17 protein-coding genes and 1 pseudogene are annotated in these 16624 nt (G+C 71.1%); 9 read left to right on the forward strand and 9 right to left on the reverse strand.

Annotation, left to right across the window (positions count from 1 at the left end; genetic code table 11):
* The first annotated feature begins 17 nt into the window (after nt 1-17).
* Nucleotides 18-872, forward strand: coding sequence for an LLM class flavin-dependent oxidoreductase (locus L324_RS02900; protein ID WP_037303874.1), 855 nt, complete (start codon nt 18-20; stop codon nt 870-872).
* A gap of 1 nt (nt 873) precedes the next feature.
* On the opposite strand, the gene L324_RS02905 is transcribed toward L324_RS02900, so the two are convergent.
* Nucleotides 874-2073, reverse strand: coding sequence for a hypothetical protein (locus L324_RS02905; protein WP_235783386.1), 1200 nt, complete (start codon nt 2071-2073; stop codon nt 874-876).
* 46 nt (nt 2074-2119) lie between these two features.
* Nucleotides 2120-2497, reverse strand: a complete 378-nt coding sequence (locus tag L324_RS02910) for a hypothetical protein (RefSeq protein WP_037303876.1) — start codon at nt 2495-2497, stop codon at nt 2120-2122.
* A gap of 62 nt (nt 2498-2559) precedes the next feature.
* Here L324_RS02910 and L324_RS02915 point away from each other — a divergent pair, with 62 nt between their 5' ends.
* Together L324_RS02915 and L324_RS02920 are read left to right on the forward strand one after the other, a co-directional pair.
* Entirely contained in the window at nt 2560-3357 is a 798-nt protein-coding gene (locus tag L324_RS02915) for a class I SAM-dependent methyltransferase (protein WP_037303877.1), read from the forward strand.
* Complete coding sequence (locus tag L324_RS02920; protein WP_037303878.1) at nt 3354-4586, forward strand: hypothetical protein; 1233 nt, start codon at nt 3354-3356, stop codon at nt 4584-4586. Before L324_RS02915 ends, L324_RS02920 begins: the two co-directional genes overlap by 4 nt.
* Here L324_RS02920 and L324_RS02925 read toward each other — a convergent pair.
* Together L324_RS02925 and L324_RS02930 are read right to left on the reverse strand one after the other, a co-directional pair.
* Nucleotides 4578-4793, reverse strand: a complete 216-nt coding sequence (locus L324_RS02925; RefSeq protein ID WP_037303879.1) for a hypothetical protein — start codon at nt 4791-4793, stop codon at nt 4578-4580. The two genes, L324_RS02920 and L324_RS02925, sit on opposite strands and share 9 nt — an antisense overlap.
* Before the next feature lie 110 nt (nt 4794-4903).
* Nucleotides 4904-5485, reverse strand: a pseudogene (locus tag L324_RS02930) (hypothetical protein); the annotation flags it as partial.
* 109 nt (nt 5486-5594) lie between these two features.
* Between L324_RS02930 and L324_RS02935 the strand changes: the two are divergent.
* The 3 genes from L324_RS02935 (at nt 5595) to L324_RS02945 (ending at nt 8961) form a co-directional block, all read left to right on the forward strand.
* Entirely contained in the window at nt 5595-6794 is a 1200-nt protein-coding gene (locus L324_RS02935) for a sensor histidine kinase (RefSeq protein ID WP_037303880.1), read from the forward strand.
* On the forward strand, nt 6791-7444 hold the full coding sequence (locus L324_RS02940) for a response regulator (RefSeq protein WP_037303881.1): 654 nt from the start codon (nt 6791-6793) through the stop codon (nt 7442-7444). Before L324_RS02935 ends, L324_RS02940 begins: the two co-directional genes overlap by 4 nt.
* A 71-nt stretch (nt 7445-7515) precedes the next feature.
* Nucleotides 7516-8961: an APC family permease gene (locus L324_RS02945; RefSeq protein WP_037303882.1), complete on the forward strand. Its 1446-nt coding sequence runs from the start codon at nt 7516-7518 to the stop codon at nt 8959-8961.
* Here the strand turns inward: L324_RS02945 and L324_RS02950 are convergent.
* The 3 genes from L324_RS02950 to L324_RS02960 form a co-directional block, all read right to left on the reverse strand.
* Nucleotides 8936-9571, reverse strand: coding sequence for a DUF6885 family protein (locus L324_RS02950; protein WP_037303883.1), 636 nt, complete (start codon nt 9569-9571; stop codon nt 8936-8938). The two genes, L324_RS02945 and L324_RS02950, sit on opposite strands and share 26 nt — an antisense overlap.
* Before the next feature lie 15 nt (nt 9572-9586).
* A complete protein-coding gene (locus tag L324_RS02955; protein ID WP_037303884.1) occupies nt 9587-10939 on the reverse strand; it encodes a type I glutamate--ammonia ligase in 1353 nt (450 codons plus the stop codon).
* Nucleotides 10940-11005: 66 nt separating this feature from the next.
* Nucleotides 11006-11809 carry an EamA family transporter gene (locus L324_RS02960; RefSeq protein ID WP_037303885.1) on the reverse strand — a complete coding sequence of 268 codons (804 nt, stop codon included), beginning with the start codon at nt 11807-11809 and terminating at the stop codon, nt 11006-11008.
* A 339-nt stretch (nt 11810-12148) separates the two neighbouring features.
* Here L324_RS02960 and L324_RS43400 point away from each other — a divergent pair, with 339 nt between their 5' ends.
* The 3 genes from L324_RS43400 to L324_RS02975 all read left to right on the forward strand — a co-directional run bounded on the left by L324_RS43400 (nt 12149) and on the right by L324_RS02975 (nt 13900).
* The gene (locus tag L324_RS43400) at nt 12149-12328 is read left to right on the forward strand and encodes a DUF7455 domain-containing protein (protein ID WP_016332937.1); all 180 of its coding nucleotides are present in this window, start codon (nt 12149-12151) and stop codon (nt 12326-12328) included.
* 122 nt (nt 12329-12450) lie between these two features.
* The gene (locus tag L324_RS02970) at nt 12451-13314 is read left to right on the forward strand and encodes an alpha/beta fold hydrolase (RefSeq protein WP_037303888.1); all 864 of its coding nucleotides are present in this window, start codon (nt 12451-12453) and stop codon (nt 13312-13314) included.
* Nucleotides 13295-13900, forward strand: coding sequence for a TetR/AcrR family transcriptional regulator (locus L324_RS02975; protein ID WP_037303889.1), 606 nt, complete (start codon nt 13295-13297; stop codon nt 13898-13900). Before L324_RS02970 ends, L324_RS02975 begins: the two co-directional genes overlap by 20 nt.
* A 58-nt stretch (nt 13901-13958) precedes the next feature.
* Here L324_RS02975 and L324_RS02980 read toward each other — a convergent pair whose 3' ends face one another.
* Nucleotides 13959-15140 carry an ROK family transcriptional regulator gene (locus L324_RS02980; protein WP_051173591.1) on the reverse strand — a complete coding sequence of 394 codons (1182 nt, stop codon included), beginning with the start codon at nt 15138-15140 and terminating at the stop codon, nt 13959-13961.
* 11 nt (nt 15141-15151) lie between these two features.
* Entirely contained in the window at nt 15152-16612 is a 1461-nt protein-coding gene (locus L324_RS02985; RefSeq protein WP_037303891.1) for a sugar ABC transporter permease, read from the reverse strand.
* Nucleotides 16613-16624: the final 12 nt, after the last annotated feature.

A 16624-nucleotide genomic window follows, 5' to 3' on the forward strand; every position in this document is an offset into this window, starting at 1 on the left:
TCCTTCCAGGAGCCTCCATGAAGATCGGCATCGGCCTCCCGAACCAGGTCCGTGACATGCGCCCGGCCGTCCTGCCCACCTGGGCCGCGCGGTCCGAGGAAGCCGGGTTCTCGACCCTCGGCACCGTCGGCCGGATCGCCTACCCCGGCGTGATGGACACCGTCGCGCTCGCCGCCGCCGCGGGCGCCACCACCCGCATCGGGTTGATCTCCAACGTCCTGCTCGGCACCGTCTGGCCGCCCGTGCTGCTGGCGAAGGAACTCGCCGGGATCGACGGTGTCTCCGGCGGGCGGCTCACCCTCGGCGTCGGCATCGGCGGGCGGACGGACGACTTCGTCGCCGAAGGGCTCGGCCCGAAGGGACTCGGCAAGCGGATCGACGCCGACCTCGAGGTCTACCGCGACGTGTGGGCGGGCGAGCCCGTCGGCGGCGGGGACAACGCCGCCGTGCCGCCCGGCACCCGGCAGGTTCCCTTGCTGTTCGGCGGTTTCGCGCCGAAAGCGCTGGCCAGGATGGCGAAGTGGGGCGAGGGCTACGTCGGCGGCTCGATGCCGCCCGAGATGGTTTCCGGGGCGTTCGAGCAGGCCCGCGCCGCCTGGCGGGAAGCCGGTCGCGAAGGCGAGCCGCGGCTGGTGGCGATCGCCTACTTCGCCCTCGGCGAGCCCGACACCGGACGGGCGAAGGTCCGCGACTACTACGGCAACATGGGCGCCGAGCCGGCCGACTTCATCGCTTCCGGCGTGCGCACCACCCCGGAGGCGGTCCGCGACGCGGTGAAGGCCTTCGGCGACATCGGCGCGGACGAGCTGATCTTCAACCCGGCCACCGACGAGCTCGACGACATCGCCAGGCTCGCCGAGCTCGTCCTGTGACTCAGGGCCTGCCGGTCAGTGTCGTCCACGGGACGTGCACGGTGACCCGTTCCCGGAGTTGCTCGTTCATCAGCCACAGTTCCCCGGTGGCGGGCCAGTAGGAGAGGTTCTGGCTGTTGACCGGCGCCTGCCCGGACAGTCTCGACGTCGTGGTGCCGCCGACCCCGCCGTGCAGACAGGACGGATGGTCGCCCGCCACCCCGGCGTATTCCGGGCAGACGCCGGTCATCACGAAATATCCGTTGCGCGACACCGCTCCCTGCATGCCCCACACCGGTGACACGAACCCTTCCTTCGCGTGCACGGTCCCGTCGGCCGACAGCTTGGGCAGCCCCGTCGCGCGGTCGAACGGCCAGCGCAGCACCCGGCCACCGGCGGCGTTGGGCACGTGTTCCGCGGTCACGATCGAGCCGTCGCCGTGGTCGAAGGACATCGTCGCGAGACACGGCCGCACGCCGGGAGCCCCGGTGCAGGTCCCGCCGCCGGGGTACCAGTAGGCGCCGATCTGCGGCATCGCGTAGTCGTAGAACGCCGCGTGGTACTTGCCGTCCGTGCCCTTGCCGACGACGCCGGAGCTGTCGTCGACCTTCCAGAAGTGCGTCGTGTCGAAGACCCGGACCACTCCCCCGGTGGTCGCGACGAACAGCCGGTTCCCGATCCAGGTCATCCCGTGCCCATGCCCCTGCACGACGGCGAAGTTGTCGTTCGACGTCGGTTCGACCAGCAGCACGTGGCGGTAGCCGAGCCCGGTCGCGTCCACAAAGGACAGCCGGACCATGGTGTCGCCCGGGGTGTGCCAGGAGGCGGCCACGACCCGCTTGCCGCCGACCTTCCCGGTCGCGGCGTCGGCGTCCCCGGAGCCGGTGAGGCCCTGCGGGATCCAGTCGTTGGTCTTGTCGTCGTTAGCGTCTTCCCAGCAGAATCCCGCCGGTTTCAGCGCCGCCGCGAGATGGGTGCCGTGGCACAACGGCCGCGCCGACCGGTTGGCCGACGACAGGATCTCCGGCAGGCCGCGCGGCGGGAGCTTGGCCTCCAGCGCGGCGATCCGCGCGCCGTAGACGTCGAAGCTCGAACCCGGCGTCCAGCGGAAGCCGTCGACCGTGGCCGCGTCCAGCCGCGGGAAGGCGGCCGCGGCGGAGGCGACCCCGGGAGCGAACGCGAGCAGCAGCACCAGGGAAACGAGCAATCCCAGCCTCTTCATGCCGCCGAGCCTGCCGGGCACGCGCATACGTTCGATACAAACCGCCTCAGGACACCGAAACCCCGCGCTCGGCGAGCGATTCCTCGACGCGCAGCCGTTCGATCCCGCGGTCGAACCCCTCGGGCAGGGTGTCCAGCCGGTGGTCGACCTCGACCTCCCGGCAGGCCTGGACGAGCAGCGCGTCGTACGCCTGCCTGGTGCCGTGCCGCCGGACGGCCGAAGCACCGGGAGGGAGTTCGGCCAGCAGCCGGTGCACCCGGCGGAGATCGGCGGCGAGCTTCTCGATGGGCGGGCCGGCCGGAGGCTCCGGTTCGCGGCGGCGTCGCCACCAGCGCACCAGCACGGGAACTTTCAGCGCGCACCAGAAAAGGGCCGACGGCGCCACGGCGACGACGGAGTACAGCACGACAGGCACGGTGGCCATGACCCATGGTAATCCCGTGCGGGGAGCCGGAGAAGCCCGCGAATCCGGCTATATTCGCGACTGTGCTGACCGAGAGCTATCGCTATCCGGACACCGGCGACCACGTCACCGGCACGTTCATCCGACGGCACGAACCCTACGACGGCTATTGGACGGCCAGCGAGGACCGCGCGCTCGGGAAGGTCGCCGGACGGCTCACCGCCACACTCGGTGCGCGGGCCGGGATCAAGGCACTCGACGCGGGCTGCGGTGAGGGCCGCCTCCTGCCCTGGGTCGCCCGGTTCTCCGCCGAGGTCACCGCCGCGGACCCCGACCAGGACAGGCTGGCCAAGGCGCGCGAGACCGTCGTCGAAGACACCCGGTTCTCCTTCACCGCGTCGCCGATCACCGAACTGGACGGCGGCCCGTACGACCTCGTGGTCTGCAGTCACGTCATCCAGCACGTGCCGACCTCGGACGTCGCGCCCATCCTGCGGCGGCTGGCCGGGCTCACGGCGCCCGGTGGCGCGCTGGTGCTGGCCTACAGCCGGTCACCGATCGGGCAGGGGGCCTTCAGCCTGGACAGCGTCGAAGGCGGCGAAGTCCGTTCACGCCGGATCGGCCGCGAAGAGTTCGACAAGGCCCTGCGCGAAGGCGAAGGACCGGCGCTCCCGGTCCGGTATCTCGATCCGGCGGAGGTCGCCGCCGAAGCCGCCGAAGCGGGCTGGCGCACCGAGTGGGAGTGGACCTATCACGTCCTCGACGACCTCGGCCCCGCCGACGAGCACGTCGACCGCGACGAACTGGTCAACGCCTCCGGTCCGCTGCGCCGCCACCTCGGCCGGGACCTGGTCACCCTGCTGCGCCGCGAACCCGCATGACCGCGGTCCTCCTCAGCTTCGCCTGGGCGGTCCCGCTGTCGGAGCGGGAGGCGGGGAAGGTCCTGGACGGCGGCCGGGATCGCGGCCTGCTGACCCACCTCGACGGGAAACTCGGCGAGGAATGGACGGCCGCGGAGAACTTCCTCACCAGCTACACGACCCCGCCGCTACGGCGGGTGCTGCGCAAACGCACCGGGGGTTCCCGGCTGGCGATCCGCCTCGGCGCGCTCAGCCTGCCGTGCGAACTCGTCGTCACCTGGCATCCGAGCTATCACGCGATGACGCTGATCCTCGCCACCACCGTCACCGCGCCGACGGCGGACCGTCCCGCCGCGGAATTCGATCTCGCCATCGCCGTCCTGCAGAGCCTCCAGGGCCGGGAGACGGCGAACGGGGCGGACGGACTGCACGGCGGCTACGGAGAGAAGACCTTCCCCTCGCTCCTCAAGGCCGTCACCCACATCTTCGAGGACCTGACCAAGGGCTGCGGGCTGACCGAAGGGCTCAGCCGCAAGGGCTGGTGTGTCGAGCTGCGGTCCCACGACGGACATCCGCCCGCGCAGCGGGTCGCCGGCGATCCCCGGCCGTTCTACGGGATGGCGACCAGTGACGAGGGCTGGCGGTTCGTGCCCCGCGAGGTCGCCAGGGACGCGCTCGGTCCGTCCTGGGGAACCCGGTCCTTCGTCGCCGCCTACACGATGGCGGGCGGGATCGTCTGCCTCAACAGCAAGGATTCCGAGTACGTCGAGCACCAGGACGAGCTGATGCGCGGCCCGTTCGGCGCGGCCGAACCGTACTTCGGCATCGACAGCGACGTCGGCGGGCTCGACCACGGGATGCTCTTCATCCTCGAACGGGTCCTGATCCGGATGGCGCTGGCCGACCAATGGCTGCGCACCGCCCAGCATGAGATGCGGACACTGGCGGGGAAGCAGAAGGCGGCGAGCCGCACCCGGCTGCTGCGCGGCTCGCTCGACGACATCCTCGAGATGCTGCATTCGGTGCTCCCGCCCGAGATCGATTCGCTGGAGCGCCGACTGGTCACCAGCATGGGCGTGGAGCGGATCATCGCCCAGCTCGACCGCCAGGCCGAGGCGATGGACGAGGAGACCCGGTACACCTACGAGAACACGGTGAGCGCGCGGGTCACGCGGCTCACCGTGGTGACCGTCGTGCTGACGATCGTCACCATCGTCCTCGGTGTCCTGCAGGTGCTCGTGTCACTCTGATCCGCCGCGGCGGCGCTGTTTGCGGGCGCGCTCGGCGAACAGGACCACCACGCCCGCCGCCACCATCAGCGCGCTCGCCACGATGTGCGTCCCCGGCGGGAGCAGGTGGAGCTGGACGAACCAGCTCGGCCCGGAGCCGCCCAGCAGCCGGTTGATCAGCCCTCCCGCGCCCTGGACCAGCAGCAGGATCCCCACCACCTCGATCATCGCCGCGCTCCTTCCGGACGGTGGACGTCTTCCGGGTCACTTCCGGGGCCGGGCTGAAGGGGCCCTTCACCGCGTCGCACGCGGTGAAGGGCGCTTTCCTCGCGTCGCATGCGGTGATGGGCCCCTTCAGCCCGGTCGTGCCGGGGGGTGAGCTGCTGCCACAGCGGGCCGGTCGCGAACCAGATGGCCGTCACGACCCCCAGCCGCGGCAGCCACCCCCACAGCGGCGCGACCCGCTCGGTGTCGCCGACCAGGAAGATCAGCCCGAGCAGCACCACCGCGGCGAGCGCGCAGGCCGCCACGCATTTCCCCCAGTCACGCCATTCGGCGCGCAGCTTCTCCCGGCCGTCCGGCTTGTGCGGCGGCGGCCCGCCCGCGAACCGGTGGGCGAACCGCACGTCGGCCCACTTGATCATCGAGTGCCCGAACACCACGCTGAAGCCGAGGTAGACCGCGGCGAGGCCGTGCACGAAGTTCGCCTTGGCCCCGTCGCGCAGGTCGATCACCGTCCCGGCCAGCACGACGAGGTCGATCACCGGCGTGAGCAGCAGCAGGACGACGCTCGTCCGCCGCAGTTTGAGCAGATAGCGGGCCACCAGGCCCGCGGCGATGGCGACCCAGAAGGCGATCTCCCCGCCGGCGACCACCGCCGCGATGGGGTTTTCCTCGATGAAGTCCCAGATCTTGTTCACGATCCGAGTCTTGCCCGCGCGGCGACGCGGCCGCGTCGGTGATCGGCACGACAGCACCGTCATCACTTCGTAGGACCCGGCGCGCGCCGGGGTGTGCTGGGATGGACGGGTGTCCTCGTTGGTCCCGCGCCTGACCCATCTTCCCGAGTGGAAGCAGGACGCCGTCATCGCCGTCGGTACCTGGGTACTGGGCCTGCTGGTCTACCTCAGCGGGATGCAGGTCCTGCTCAACGGCCGCGACGACACCCCGCTCTGGATCCGGCTGACCGAGCTGACCGTGTTGTGCGGCCTGGGAATGCTGCGCCGCAAGGTCCCCTTGGGACTGTTGTGCGCGCTGGTCGTGGTCGGCGTGGACGTCGCGCTGGGCACCTCGCTGCCGATCATCCTCGTCTTCACCGACTTCCTCTACGCGACGACGCTCTACGGTTCCCGGCGCGTCAGCCGGGTGATGATCGGGGTCGCCGCGCTCGGGACCCTCGCGGTGGTGGGCCTGGCCCTGCTGATGTCCTCGCAGTGGCGGACGGCGATCCTCGCCGCGTTCTCGCTGCTGCCGTTCCTGATCACGCCGGTGTGGTGGGCGGCGACCGTGCGGCAGCAGCGGGACATCGCCGACACCGAACGGGCGAACGCGGTGCAGCTGGCCACGATCGGCGAGCTGGACCGGCGGGCCTCCGTGGCGGGGGAACGCTCGAAGATGGCGCGGGATCTGCACGACGTCATCGCCGGGCACCTCTCCGCGATCGCCATCCAGTCCGAAGCGGCGTTGTCGATGGCGGAGGCCGACCCGAAACTGTCCAGGACGGTCCTGGAATCGGTGCGGGAGAACAGCGTGAGCGCGCTGGAGGAGATGCGCGCGATGATCGGGCTGCTGCGCGCCGATCCGTCCACAGGGGACCCGGAGATCGAGCCGACGGCGCCGCCCCGGCTGGCCGAACTGTCCAAACTGGTCGAATCGGCGCGGGCGAGCGGGCTGGCGGTCGAGGTGGTCTCCACAGTGGACGACACGCCCCCGTTGCCCGCCGCGGTCGACCTGACCGCGTACCGGATCGCGCAGGAGGCGCTCACCAACGCGGCGAAGCACGCCGCGGGCGGACGCGCCGTGCTGGGCATCCGCGCGCACGGCGGCATCCTCACCGTCGAAGTACGCAACGATCTTCGTCCCGGCTCCGGTTCGGGCGACGACGGCGGGACCGGACTCGGCCTGCTGACCATGCGGGAGCGCGCCGCCGCGGTGGGCGGCGCCCTCGCCGCCGGGCCGTCCGGTGGTGGCTGGCTCGTCCGCGCCGAACTGCCTCTGGAGGGGTCTTGACCATCAAGGTGCTCGTCGCCGACGACCACGGCGCGATCCGGGCGGGGCTGATGATGATCCTCGGCAACGCCGAAGGCATCGAGGTCGTCGGCGAGGCCGCCGACGGCGCCACCGCCGTCCGCCAGGCGAAGGCGCTGAAACCGGACGTCGTGCTGATGGACGTCCGGATGCCCGGCGTCGACGGCATCGCGGCCACCCGGGAACTGACCACGGCGGGGCTGTGCGAGGTCCTCGTGCTGACCACCTTCGACCTCGACGAGTACGTCCACGCCGCGCTGCGGGCGGGCGCGGCCGGGTTCCTGCTGAAATCGGTGGAGGCGTCGCGGCTGGTCGAAGCGGTGAAGCTGGTGGCGGCGGGCGAAGGGGTGCTCGCCCCGCAGGTCACGCGGAAGCTGATCACCGCTTTCGCCGCGGGGACGCGGGAACCTTCCCCTGTCCCCGACGGGCTCGGCGAGCTGACCGACCGCGAGCGCGAGGTGCTGGCGTGCCTGGGCGGTGGCCTGTCCAACGCGCAGATCGGCACCCGGCTGCACATCGGCGAGACGACGGTGAAGACCCACGTGTCGCGGGTGCTGACGAAGCTGGACCTGCGGTCGCGGGTACAGGCGGCGATCCTCGCCCAGGAGAACGGGATCACCCTCGAAGACTGAGGCGGTTCCCACCGATCTGCGGGCCGGGCGGCGATCTTCTAGCGTGACCCTCCATGCGGCGAACTCTGGACGTGGACGAAGTCCTGAAGCGACAGGACTCGGGTGAGCTGAAACGCCGCCTGCACGGGCGCGACCTGATCGGTTTCGGGGTCGGCATCATCATCGGCACCGGGATCTTCACCCTCGCCGGTGTCGAAGCCAAGACCCACGCGGGCCCGTCGGTGACGCTGTCGTTCGTGCTCGGCGCCGTCGTCGCCGGGATGGCCGCGCTCTGCTACGCCGAACTCGCCTCCAGCGTGCCCACGGCCGGAAGTGCCTACACCTACGCGTTCGCCACCCTCGGCGAGACGTTCGCCTGGATCATCGGCTGGGATCTCCTGCTGGAGTTCGCACTCGGCGCGGCCGTCGTGTCACGGGGCTGGTCCGGCTACCTCGCGAACCTGATGGGGCTCTCCCCCGAGTGGTTCGGTGAAGACGCGAAGGTGAACATCGGGGCGGTCGTGATCATCGCCGTGCTGACCGTGATCGCCGTCATCGGGATCAAGGAGTCGGCGCGGGTGACGAATCTGCTCGTGCTGGTGAAGGTCGCGGTCTGCGTGCTGATCCTCGCGGTCGGCGTGTTCTACATCCGCGGTGAGAACCTCACCCCGTTCATCCCGCCGGCCCAGCCGCCGACGGAGACCGCCGGCGCCCTGCATCAGCCGATCGTGCAAGCCGCGCTCGGCCTCGAACAGTCCGTCTACGGCATCGCCGGGATGGTCACCGCCGCCGCGGTCGTCTTCTTCGCCTACACCGGGTTCGAGGCGCTCGCCAACCTCGGCGAGGAGACCGTGAATCCCAAGCGGGACCTGCGGGTCGGCATCCTCGGCGCGCTCGGGGTCTGCGCCCTGCTCTACATCGGTGTCTCGCTGGTGCTGACCGGGATGGTGCCGTTCGCCGAGATCGACGCGGGCGCCCCGCTCGCCGACGCCTTCGACCGGGTCGGGCAGCATTGGGTGGGCGCGCTGATCTCGCTGGGCGCGGTCACCGGGCTGACGTCGGTGATGATGGTGGAGCTGGTGACGATCGGCCGGATCGGGTTCGCGATGGGCCGCGACGGGCTGCTGCCGAAGAAGTTCGGCACGGCGCATCCGCGGTGGGGCACGCCGCACCGGATGACCATCGCCGGTGCCGTGCTGATCGCGACGCTGGCCGCGTTCATCCCGATCTCCGAACTCGCCGACATGGTCAGCATCGGCGCGCTGTCGGCGATGATCATCGTCGCGGTGGCCGTCCCGGTGCTGCGGAAGCGCCGTCCGGACCTGGAGCGCCCGTTCACCGTGCCGTTCTCGCCGTACCTGCCGATCGCGGCGGCGCTGGCGTGCTTCTACCTGATGCTCAACCTCGACGTGATGACCTGGCTGCGGTTCGCCGCGTGGCTGCTGCTCGGCCTGCTGATCTACGTCTTCTACGGGCGCAAGCACTCACGCTTCGCCGAACCGGCCGGAGACGTCAGCTCCACAGGCCGGCCGACGTGATCGCGGCGGCGACGGTCCCGGCGTCGCCGTCGTCGACCACGATCAGCATCCGGCTCAGCGCCGCGGCCACCCATTCGACCGGCTGGTCGTGCGATCCGTTGTCCCCCAAGGACGGGTAACCGTCCATAATGGACAGCAGGGTTCCTTCGGTGCCGATCCGCAGCCCGGTCACCAGGACGAAATGCGCGGCCGCCGGACGCCAGCGCGACGACCACAGCGGCGGGATCCCGGTGTCGAGATAGTCGAGCAGCGCCCGCTCCGGGGTGTCGTGCGCGCCGAATTCGGCCGGATCGACCTCCGCGATCACCGCGACCCGCGGGAGCCGCCACAGCGCGGTCAGGAGCATGAACAACGTCCGCGGCGTCCAGTCCCCGGTGGCGGGTACCGCGGCGAGCCGTCCGCCCGACAGCGTCCCGATCGCCCGGGCGAGCCCCTCCATCGTGGTGCCCGCCAGCGCGGCGACCTCTTCCTGGCCCGCGACGTCGAACCCCGCCGCGCGCAGGGCGGCCAGCGCGGTGAACGGCCCGGCGAGCCCGTCCCGCTGCGGCAGTTCGGCTCGGGCGACGGCGACGAGGTGCTCGCCGCCGGGCAGCCGGCGCGGCCCGGACACGGTCTGGTCCGTGTCCTAGTAGCGCCACAGATGCGCGGCGATGATCTCTTCGGTGCTGCGGTCGGCGGCCCACGCGGCGTCCGAGGCCCGGACGGCGCGGAAGGCACCGAGAAGTTCGTTCCCCAGCACGCCCGCGACCCTGGGCGAGGCGAGGAGCGCCGCGTCCTGCGCCGCCGGGTTCTCCGGCAGGCGGACCACCCCCCGGCTCTCCCGTTCGCCCTCGGTCCAGCCACCCGGATCGGTGCCGATCGGTTCCGGGGCCACCAGGGCGTCCTCGATCCCGGCCATCCCGGCGGCGAGGACGACGGCGAGCGCGAGATACGGGTTGGCCGAGGCGTCGGAGGTCTTGAGTTCGACGTTCGCGTGCGCGTCGCCGAGCAGGTCGGAGCCCGGCACGTAGCGAAGCGGGGCCTCGCGGTTCTCCACACCCCAGAAGGTGTACGCCCCGGCGAAGTAGCCGGGCCGCATCCGCAGCGTGGACGGGACGCTGGGCGCGGTGACGGCGGTCAGCGCGGGCAGGTCCCGCAGCAGGCCAGCCAGGTACGCGGCGCCGTCGCCGCCCGGAACGCCGTCGCCCGCGAGCAGGTTGCGGCCCTTGCGGCGGACGGAGGTGTGCAGATGCCAGCCGTTGCCCGCCGTGCCGAGGCCGACCATCGGCGCGAAACTCACGGCGAGCCCATGGGCGTGCGCGGCGGCGTGGATGGTCTGGCGGGCCAGCAGCTGGTCGTCGGCGGCGGACACCGGATCGGTGGCGGGCAGCGAGAGTTCGAGCTGCGCCAGGCCGTACTCGGCGTGCAGCTGGCCGAGGTCGAGGCCGTTGGCGGCGAAGTCGTGCAGCAGCGACGCGATGAACCCGTCCAGCGGGACCAGCGCGTGCGGGCTGTAGGCCGGGCCCGGATGTCCTGGCGAGCCGACGATGCCGGGGCTCCCGGCCGGCGCGACGGCGAATTCCAATTCGTAGCCAGCCCGGAACTCCAGGCCCCGCTCCGCGGCGATGGCGACCTGACGTTCCAGGACGCCGCGCTGGCAGTACGGCCAGGGCGCGCCGCCCGCGGTGATCTGCCGTCCGGGCGCCCAGGCGAGCGCGGGCTGCCCCGCCAGCCGCCGGAGGCGTTCGAGCACCGGGACGAGCCGGACGTCGCCCGAAGGCGTCGCCAGGCCCGTATGCGCGAAGGTGATCGCGTCGTGGCTGTCGAAGACCGCGAACAGCGACGTCACGCCGACACCCCGGGTCGCCGCGTTCGCCAGCCCGGCGACGGGGACGATCCGCGACCGTGGGATGCCGTTGTTGTCCGCCCAGGCCAGGTGGACACCGCTCACCCCGGCCGCGGCGAGGTCCTTCGCCGCCGCCGATGCCGCCTTCGTCATGGCCCGGCCTTCCTGCTCGCCCTGATCGGGTCAGTATCCCGGTCAGGGCGGCGGCGGGCCATCGGGTCACGCGGGCGGTTCGGCCACGGTCCGGTCGCGTTTCTCCGGCGAGCGCAGCGCCACCCCGGCGACGACGGCCAGCGTGCCGAGCGCCTCGGGCAGTGTCGGGACCTGCTTCAGCCAGAGGAAGCCGACCACCCCCGCCGTGACCGGCAGCAACGCCAGCAGCAGCGCGAACCGCGCCTGCCCGGCCCGGCGCAGCACCACCTGGTCGAGCGCGTACGGCACGACGGTCGACAGCACGCCCACGCCGATGCCCAGCAGCAGCAGACGTGGCGAACCCCACACCGCGCCGGTGCCGAAGGCCAGCGGGGACAGCACCACGGTGCCGACGGCGAACCCGACGGCCAGCCCGTCGATCCCGGTCCCGCCGACCGCGACCCGCTTCCCGAGCAGGATGTACCCGGCCCAGGCGGCCGCCGCGCCCAGCGCGAAGAGCACGCCGAGCAGGCTGCCTTCGAGCCGGACGTCCGCGATGGCCACCACACCGGCCACCACCAGCAGCAGCGCGAAGACGTCACGGCGGGTACGCGAGCCGAACGCCGCCACCAGCACCGGCCCGGCGAACTCCAGCGCGACCGCCGTGCCCAGCGGCAACCGCGCGATCGCCTCGTAGAACAGCACGTTCATCCCGGCGGTGACGATGCCGAAGGCGCCGGAGAGCAGGAACACGCGCCCGGTCCAGGCCGACCGGGGTGGCCGCCGCCACGCCAGGAGCACGACCGCGGCGCCGAGACAGCGGAGCCAGGCCACCCCCGCGGGGGAGGCGACCGAAAAGAGACCTACGGCGACGGCCGCACCGGCGTACATGGAAATTCCGCTGAGAACGAACAAGATCGGGGCCGGCACGCTCGAAAGGCGGTTCCGGACGACTGCGATACCCACCCCCGCATGGTGCCTGACATGGGAAAAGGCCCGGGAACGGGGAGTCATCTCCTACGTTGCGTGATTACGCTACGGCATCCGAGGTAATTACCAGTGACAAATGAGACACCCGCCCGGGAACACTTGCGGGCCGCCAAACGTCTGGAAGAGTGGAAGCACGAACACGGCGGGGCCGGGAACGAACGTTTCCGGTATCAGTGCCGAAGTGGTCGTAGCTGGATCGATGGCACCGGGTCACCGGTGCCGGGACGGAGGGAGACTCCAATGACTTCACCGACGCTCACCCGCCCCGAACTGACCGCTGCCGACCGATGCGACCGGTGTGGAGCTGCAGCCCAGGTTCGAGCCATTCTCAGCACCGGTGGCGAGTTGCTCTTCTGTGGTCACCACGCCCGCGCACACGAAACCAAGCTCAAGGAAATGTCCGCGGACATTCAGCGGTAGCCACCAGTCCACGACCACCCGGCGGCCGGACGCTCCCCCATGGAGCGGCCGGCCGCCCTGTTTTTGGCGGCACTCTCTCACGCGCCTACCGAAAACATACATACAGCGTGTATGTTTCTGGCATGACGACCAGCGACCTCCTGGGCGAGACGCATGAGGTGGACCTCGGCGGCGCCCGTATCCGCTACCGCGACCGCGGCGAAGGGCCTCCCGTGGTCTTCGTGCACGGCCTGCTGACCAACGGGCTGCTCTGGCGCAAGGTGGCCCCCGCGGTCGCCGACGCCGGTTTCCGCTGCCTGACCCCGGACTGGCCGCTGGGCTCGCACGAGATCCCGGTCCCCGGCGCCGACCTGAGCCCGCCCGGCGTCGCCGCGCTCATCGCCCGGTTCCTCGAAGTGCTCGGCCTGACCGACGTCACGGTGGTCGCCAACGACACCGGCGGCGCGCTCACACAGCTGCTCATGACCACCTCCCCCGAGCGGATCGGACGGGTCGTGCTGACGCCGTCGGACTCCTTCGAGCGGTTCCTGCCGCCGATGTTCGCCCCGCTGAGCACACTGGCGCGGATCCCCGGCGGCTTCCGGCCGGTGATCCAGGCGCTGCGCTCGCGCTCGCTGCTGAAGGCGACGAAGTTCGTGTGGCTGGCCAAGCATCCGGTCCCGGACCACGTCCTCGACGCCTACCTGCTCCCCAGCAGGCGGAATCCCGCGATCCGCGAGGACGTCGTCCGGTTCACCGCCGCGATCGACAAGCGCTACACACTGACCGCCGCCGAGCGCCTGCCCCTGTTCGGCAAGCCCGTCCTGCTGGTCTGGGCGCCCGAGGACCGGCATTTCCCGCTGTGGCTGGGCCGGAAACTCGCCGGTGTCCTGCCGAACGCCGAACTGAAGACGATCGAGGACTCCTACGCCTTCGTGCCGGAGGACCAGCCGGAGCGGCTGAGCGGCATGGTGGTGGAATTCCTGCGTGCCCACGCCACGACGTAGCCAGACCGAACGCTCGCAGTCGACGCAGACCGCCCTGATCACGGCGGCGCGGAGACTGTTCGCCGAACAGGGCTACGCCGCCGTGCCCGCCGACGAGATCGTCCGGGCGGCGGGGGTCACCCGTGGCGCGCTGTACCACCACTTCGGGGACAAGCAAGGACTGTTCCGTGCCGTGGTCGAGCAGGTCGAAACGGAGATCACCGCGGAACTCCAGGCGGTCCTGCGGGCGGCGGACGATCCCTGGACGGCGGCGCTCGGCGCGCTGAGCCGCTTCCTGGACCTGTGCCTGCGGCCCGAGGTGGTGCGGATCTCGCTCACCGACGCCATCACCGTCCTCGGCTGGCAGGAATGGCGCGAGCTGGAGAACCGGTACGGGCTGGGCCTGATCACGGAGCTCCTGGAGGCCGTCGCCGCGGACGGGCGGCTGATCGAGGGGCCCATCCCGGAGCTGGCCCAGCTGGTGCTGAGCGCCTGCGCGGAGGCGGCGTTGATGATCGCGCACGCCGAGGACCCCGACGCGGCGAAGGCCAAGGCCCTGCAAGCCCTGGTGGCCCTGCTCTCTGGCCTCGTGAAGGACCGCGTTTAGTCCTCTGGATGCGGTCCTTGCGTCGCGCAAGCACCGCATCCAGAGGACTGAACGCGTGTCAGACGGTGTCCAGGATCATCTCGAACGCCGCTTCGGCCGCGCCCAGGAGTTTCACGTCCGCGCCGAGCGCCGAACTCACGATCTGCGTCCCGCCGACCGCCCGGCTGACCAGGCTTCGCCGCCGGACCTCGTCCGCGACCGACCCCACCACCGAATCCGGCAGCGCGGTGAGCAGATCCCCCAGGACGACCAGCTGCGGGCCGAGCAGGTTGACCACGTTCACCAGGCCCACCGTCAGCCACTCGGCGAACTCCGACAGCCGTTCCGCGGCCGCCCGCGGATCACTGCCCAGTGCGCGCAGTTCGACCAGGATCGCCCCGCGCGGGGTGTCCTCGGGCAGGTCGAGCGCGCGGCACAGCGCCGCCTCGCCGACCTCGGTCTCCCAGCAGCCGCGGGAGCCGCAGTAGCAGGGACGGCCGCCCGGCCGGACCGCCATATGCCCGATCTCGCCGACGTAGCCGGCGCCGCCGCGCAGCGACGAGCCGTCCGCGATGATCCCGCCCCCGACGCCGACGTCCGCGGAGACGTACACGGCGTCGGACGAGCCCCGCGCGGCTCCGCGCAGGTGTTCGGCGACGGCGCCGAGTTCGGCGTCGTTGCCGACGAGGACGGGGACGCGCAGCACACCGCCGAGCCGTTCCCCGAGCGACACGTCGGTCCAGCGCAGGTTGGGCGCCTCGTGCACGTGCCCGTCGACCCGGCGGACGACGCCGGGCACGGAGACCCCCGCGGCGATCGGCTGCACGCCGAGGTCGCCCGCCAGCATGGTGGTCGACTCGATCACGTGCGTGATCACCTCGTCGGCCTCCCGCATCCGGCCGCGGAGGTTCCAGCTGTTGCGCCCGAGGATCTGGCCGCCGAACCCGACCAGCGCGATCGCCACGTGTTCGACCTGGAGGTCGACCGCGAGCACCACCGCCGCCTGAGGCTGCGGCAGGACCAGGAGCGAGGGGCGGCCCGCCCCTCGTCCCGGCCTCGGGACCCTCTCCTCGACGACGCCCGCTTCCGCGAGCCCGTCGACGAGGGTCTTGATGGTGCTGCGGTTGAGCCCCAGCTCGGTGGCCAGGGTCGCCCGGGTGCTCGGGCCGCTGACGTGCAGCAACCTGAGCAAGGTCGTGCGGTTGTGCCTGCGCACCTCGTCTGGTCGTGCAACGGGTGTGCTGGTCACGGACTTCATCATTCCATGCGGACTCAGCGCGGTGACGCAGCCGCGCGGCGCCGGGACAGCGCGTCCACCGTGGCCGCGAGCAGCAGCACCAGACCGGTGACGATGTTGACCACCGCCGCCGACTGCTTCAGCAGGCCGAGCGCGTTCTCCACGACCGCCAGGACCAGGCCACCGATCACCGCGTCGACCACCCGGCCCTTGCCGCCGAACAGCGACGTGCCACCGATGACCGCGGCGCCGACCGCGAACAGCAGCGTGTTGAGGCCACCCGCCTGCGGGTCGACCGAGCCGACCTTCGACGAGTAGACGATCGCGCCGATCGCCGCCACCGCCGAGCAGATGACGAACACCGACGCCCGGATCTTCTCGACGTTGATACCCGCGCGGCGAGCCGCCTCGCGGTTGCCGCCGACGGCGTAGATGTGGCGGCCGTACTGCGTGCGGTTGAGCACGTAGGTACCGAGCACCAGCAGGCCGAGCACGATCGGCACGACGTACGGGACGCCGGAGATCACGATGTTCGGGTTGGGCGCGCGGTTCAGCGTCAGGAGGTAGGTCGCCACCGCGGCCACCACGGCGATCGCGCCGACCTTGAACAGCACCATCGGCGTCGGCTGGGTGACCAGGCCGCGTTTGAGCCGCGAGAAGTGCTGGCCCAGCGTCACCGCGGCGAATCCGCCCGCCGCGATCAGGAAGAGGACCCAGCTGCCCACAATGGACAGATTGCCGTTGGCGACCTTGAACAGCACGTCCGAGGTGCTGATGCCGAGCGTGCCGCCCTCACCGATGAACTGCAGGATGACACCCTGCCAGGCGAGGAAGAGCGCCAGCGTCACGACGAACGAGGGCATGCCGATCTTCGAGACCAGGAACCCGGTGAGGACACCGATCGCGCCACCGACGCTGATCGCGAGCAGGATCTCGATCCACGGGTTGGCCGCCGTTCCGGACAGCACGAGCGCGATGGCGAGCACCGCGAACCCGACACCGGCCCAGATCCGCAGGATCACGCCGAGCAGACCGGCGATCGCGAGTACGACGAGGAACGCGATGAAGACGCCGTTCCCCATCCCGCCCAGCAGGTTTCCGTTGCGCACGTAGTGCATCGCGAGTACGGCGGCGGTGACACCGGACGCGGTACCCGCGGACAGGTCGATCTCGCCGAGCAGCAGCACGAACACGATGCCCATCGCGATGATCGCCTTGCCGGCGCCCTGCGCCAGCAGGTTCGCGATGTTGTTCATCGTCAGGAACGTGTCCGACAGCGACGCGAACACGATCACCAGCACGAGCAGGCCGAGCAGCGCCGGGAGCGAACCCAGCTGGCCCGCCTTGATCCGGGAGAAGTAGTCGCCGATCGCCTCCGACGTCGACATCGATGTCGTGTCGATGCCGAAGTCCGTGATGGCCGCCGACGGGTTGAGCGCGGCGGCCGCCGACTTGCCCCCCTCCGGCGAGGCGGGCTTTGCAGGTGTCTCAGTCATTTCCGGTTCTTT

This window comes from Amycolatopsis orientalis DSM 40040 = KCTC 9412 (assembly GCF_000478275.1).
GTDB classification, from domain to species: domain Bacteria; phylum Actinomycetota; class Actinomycetes; order Mycobacteriales; family Pseudonocardiaceae; genus Amycolatopsis; species Amycolatopsis orientalis.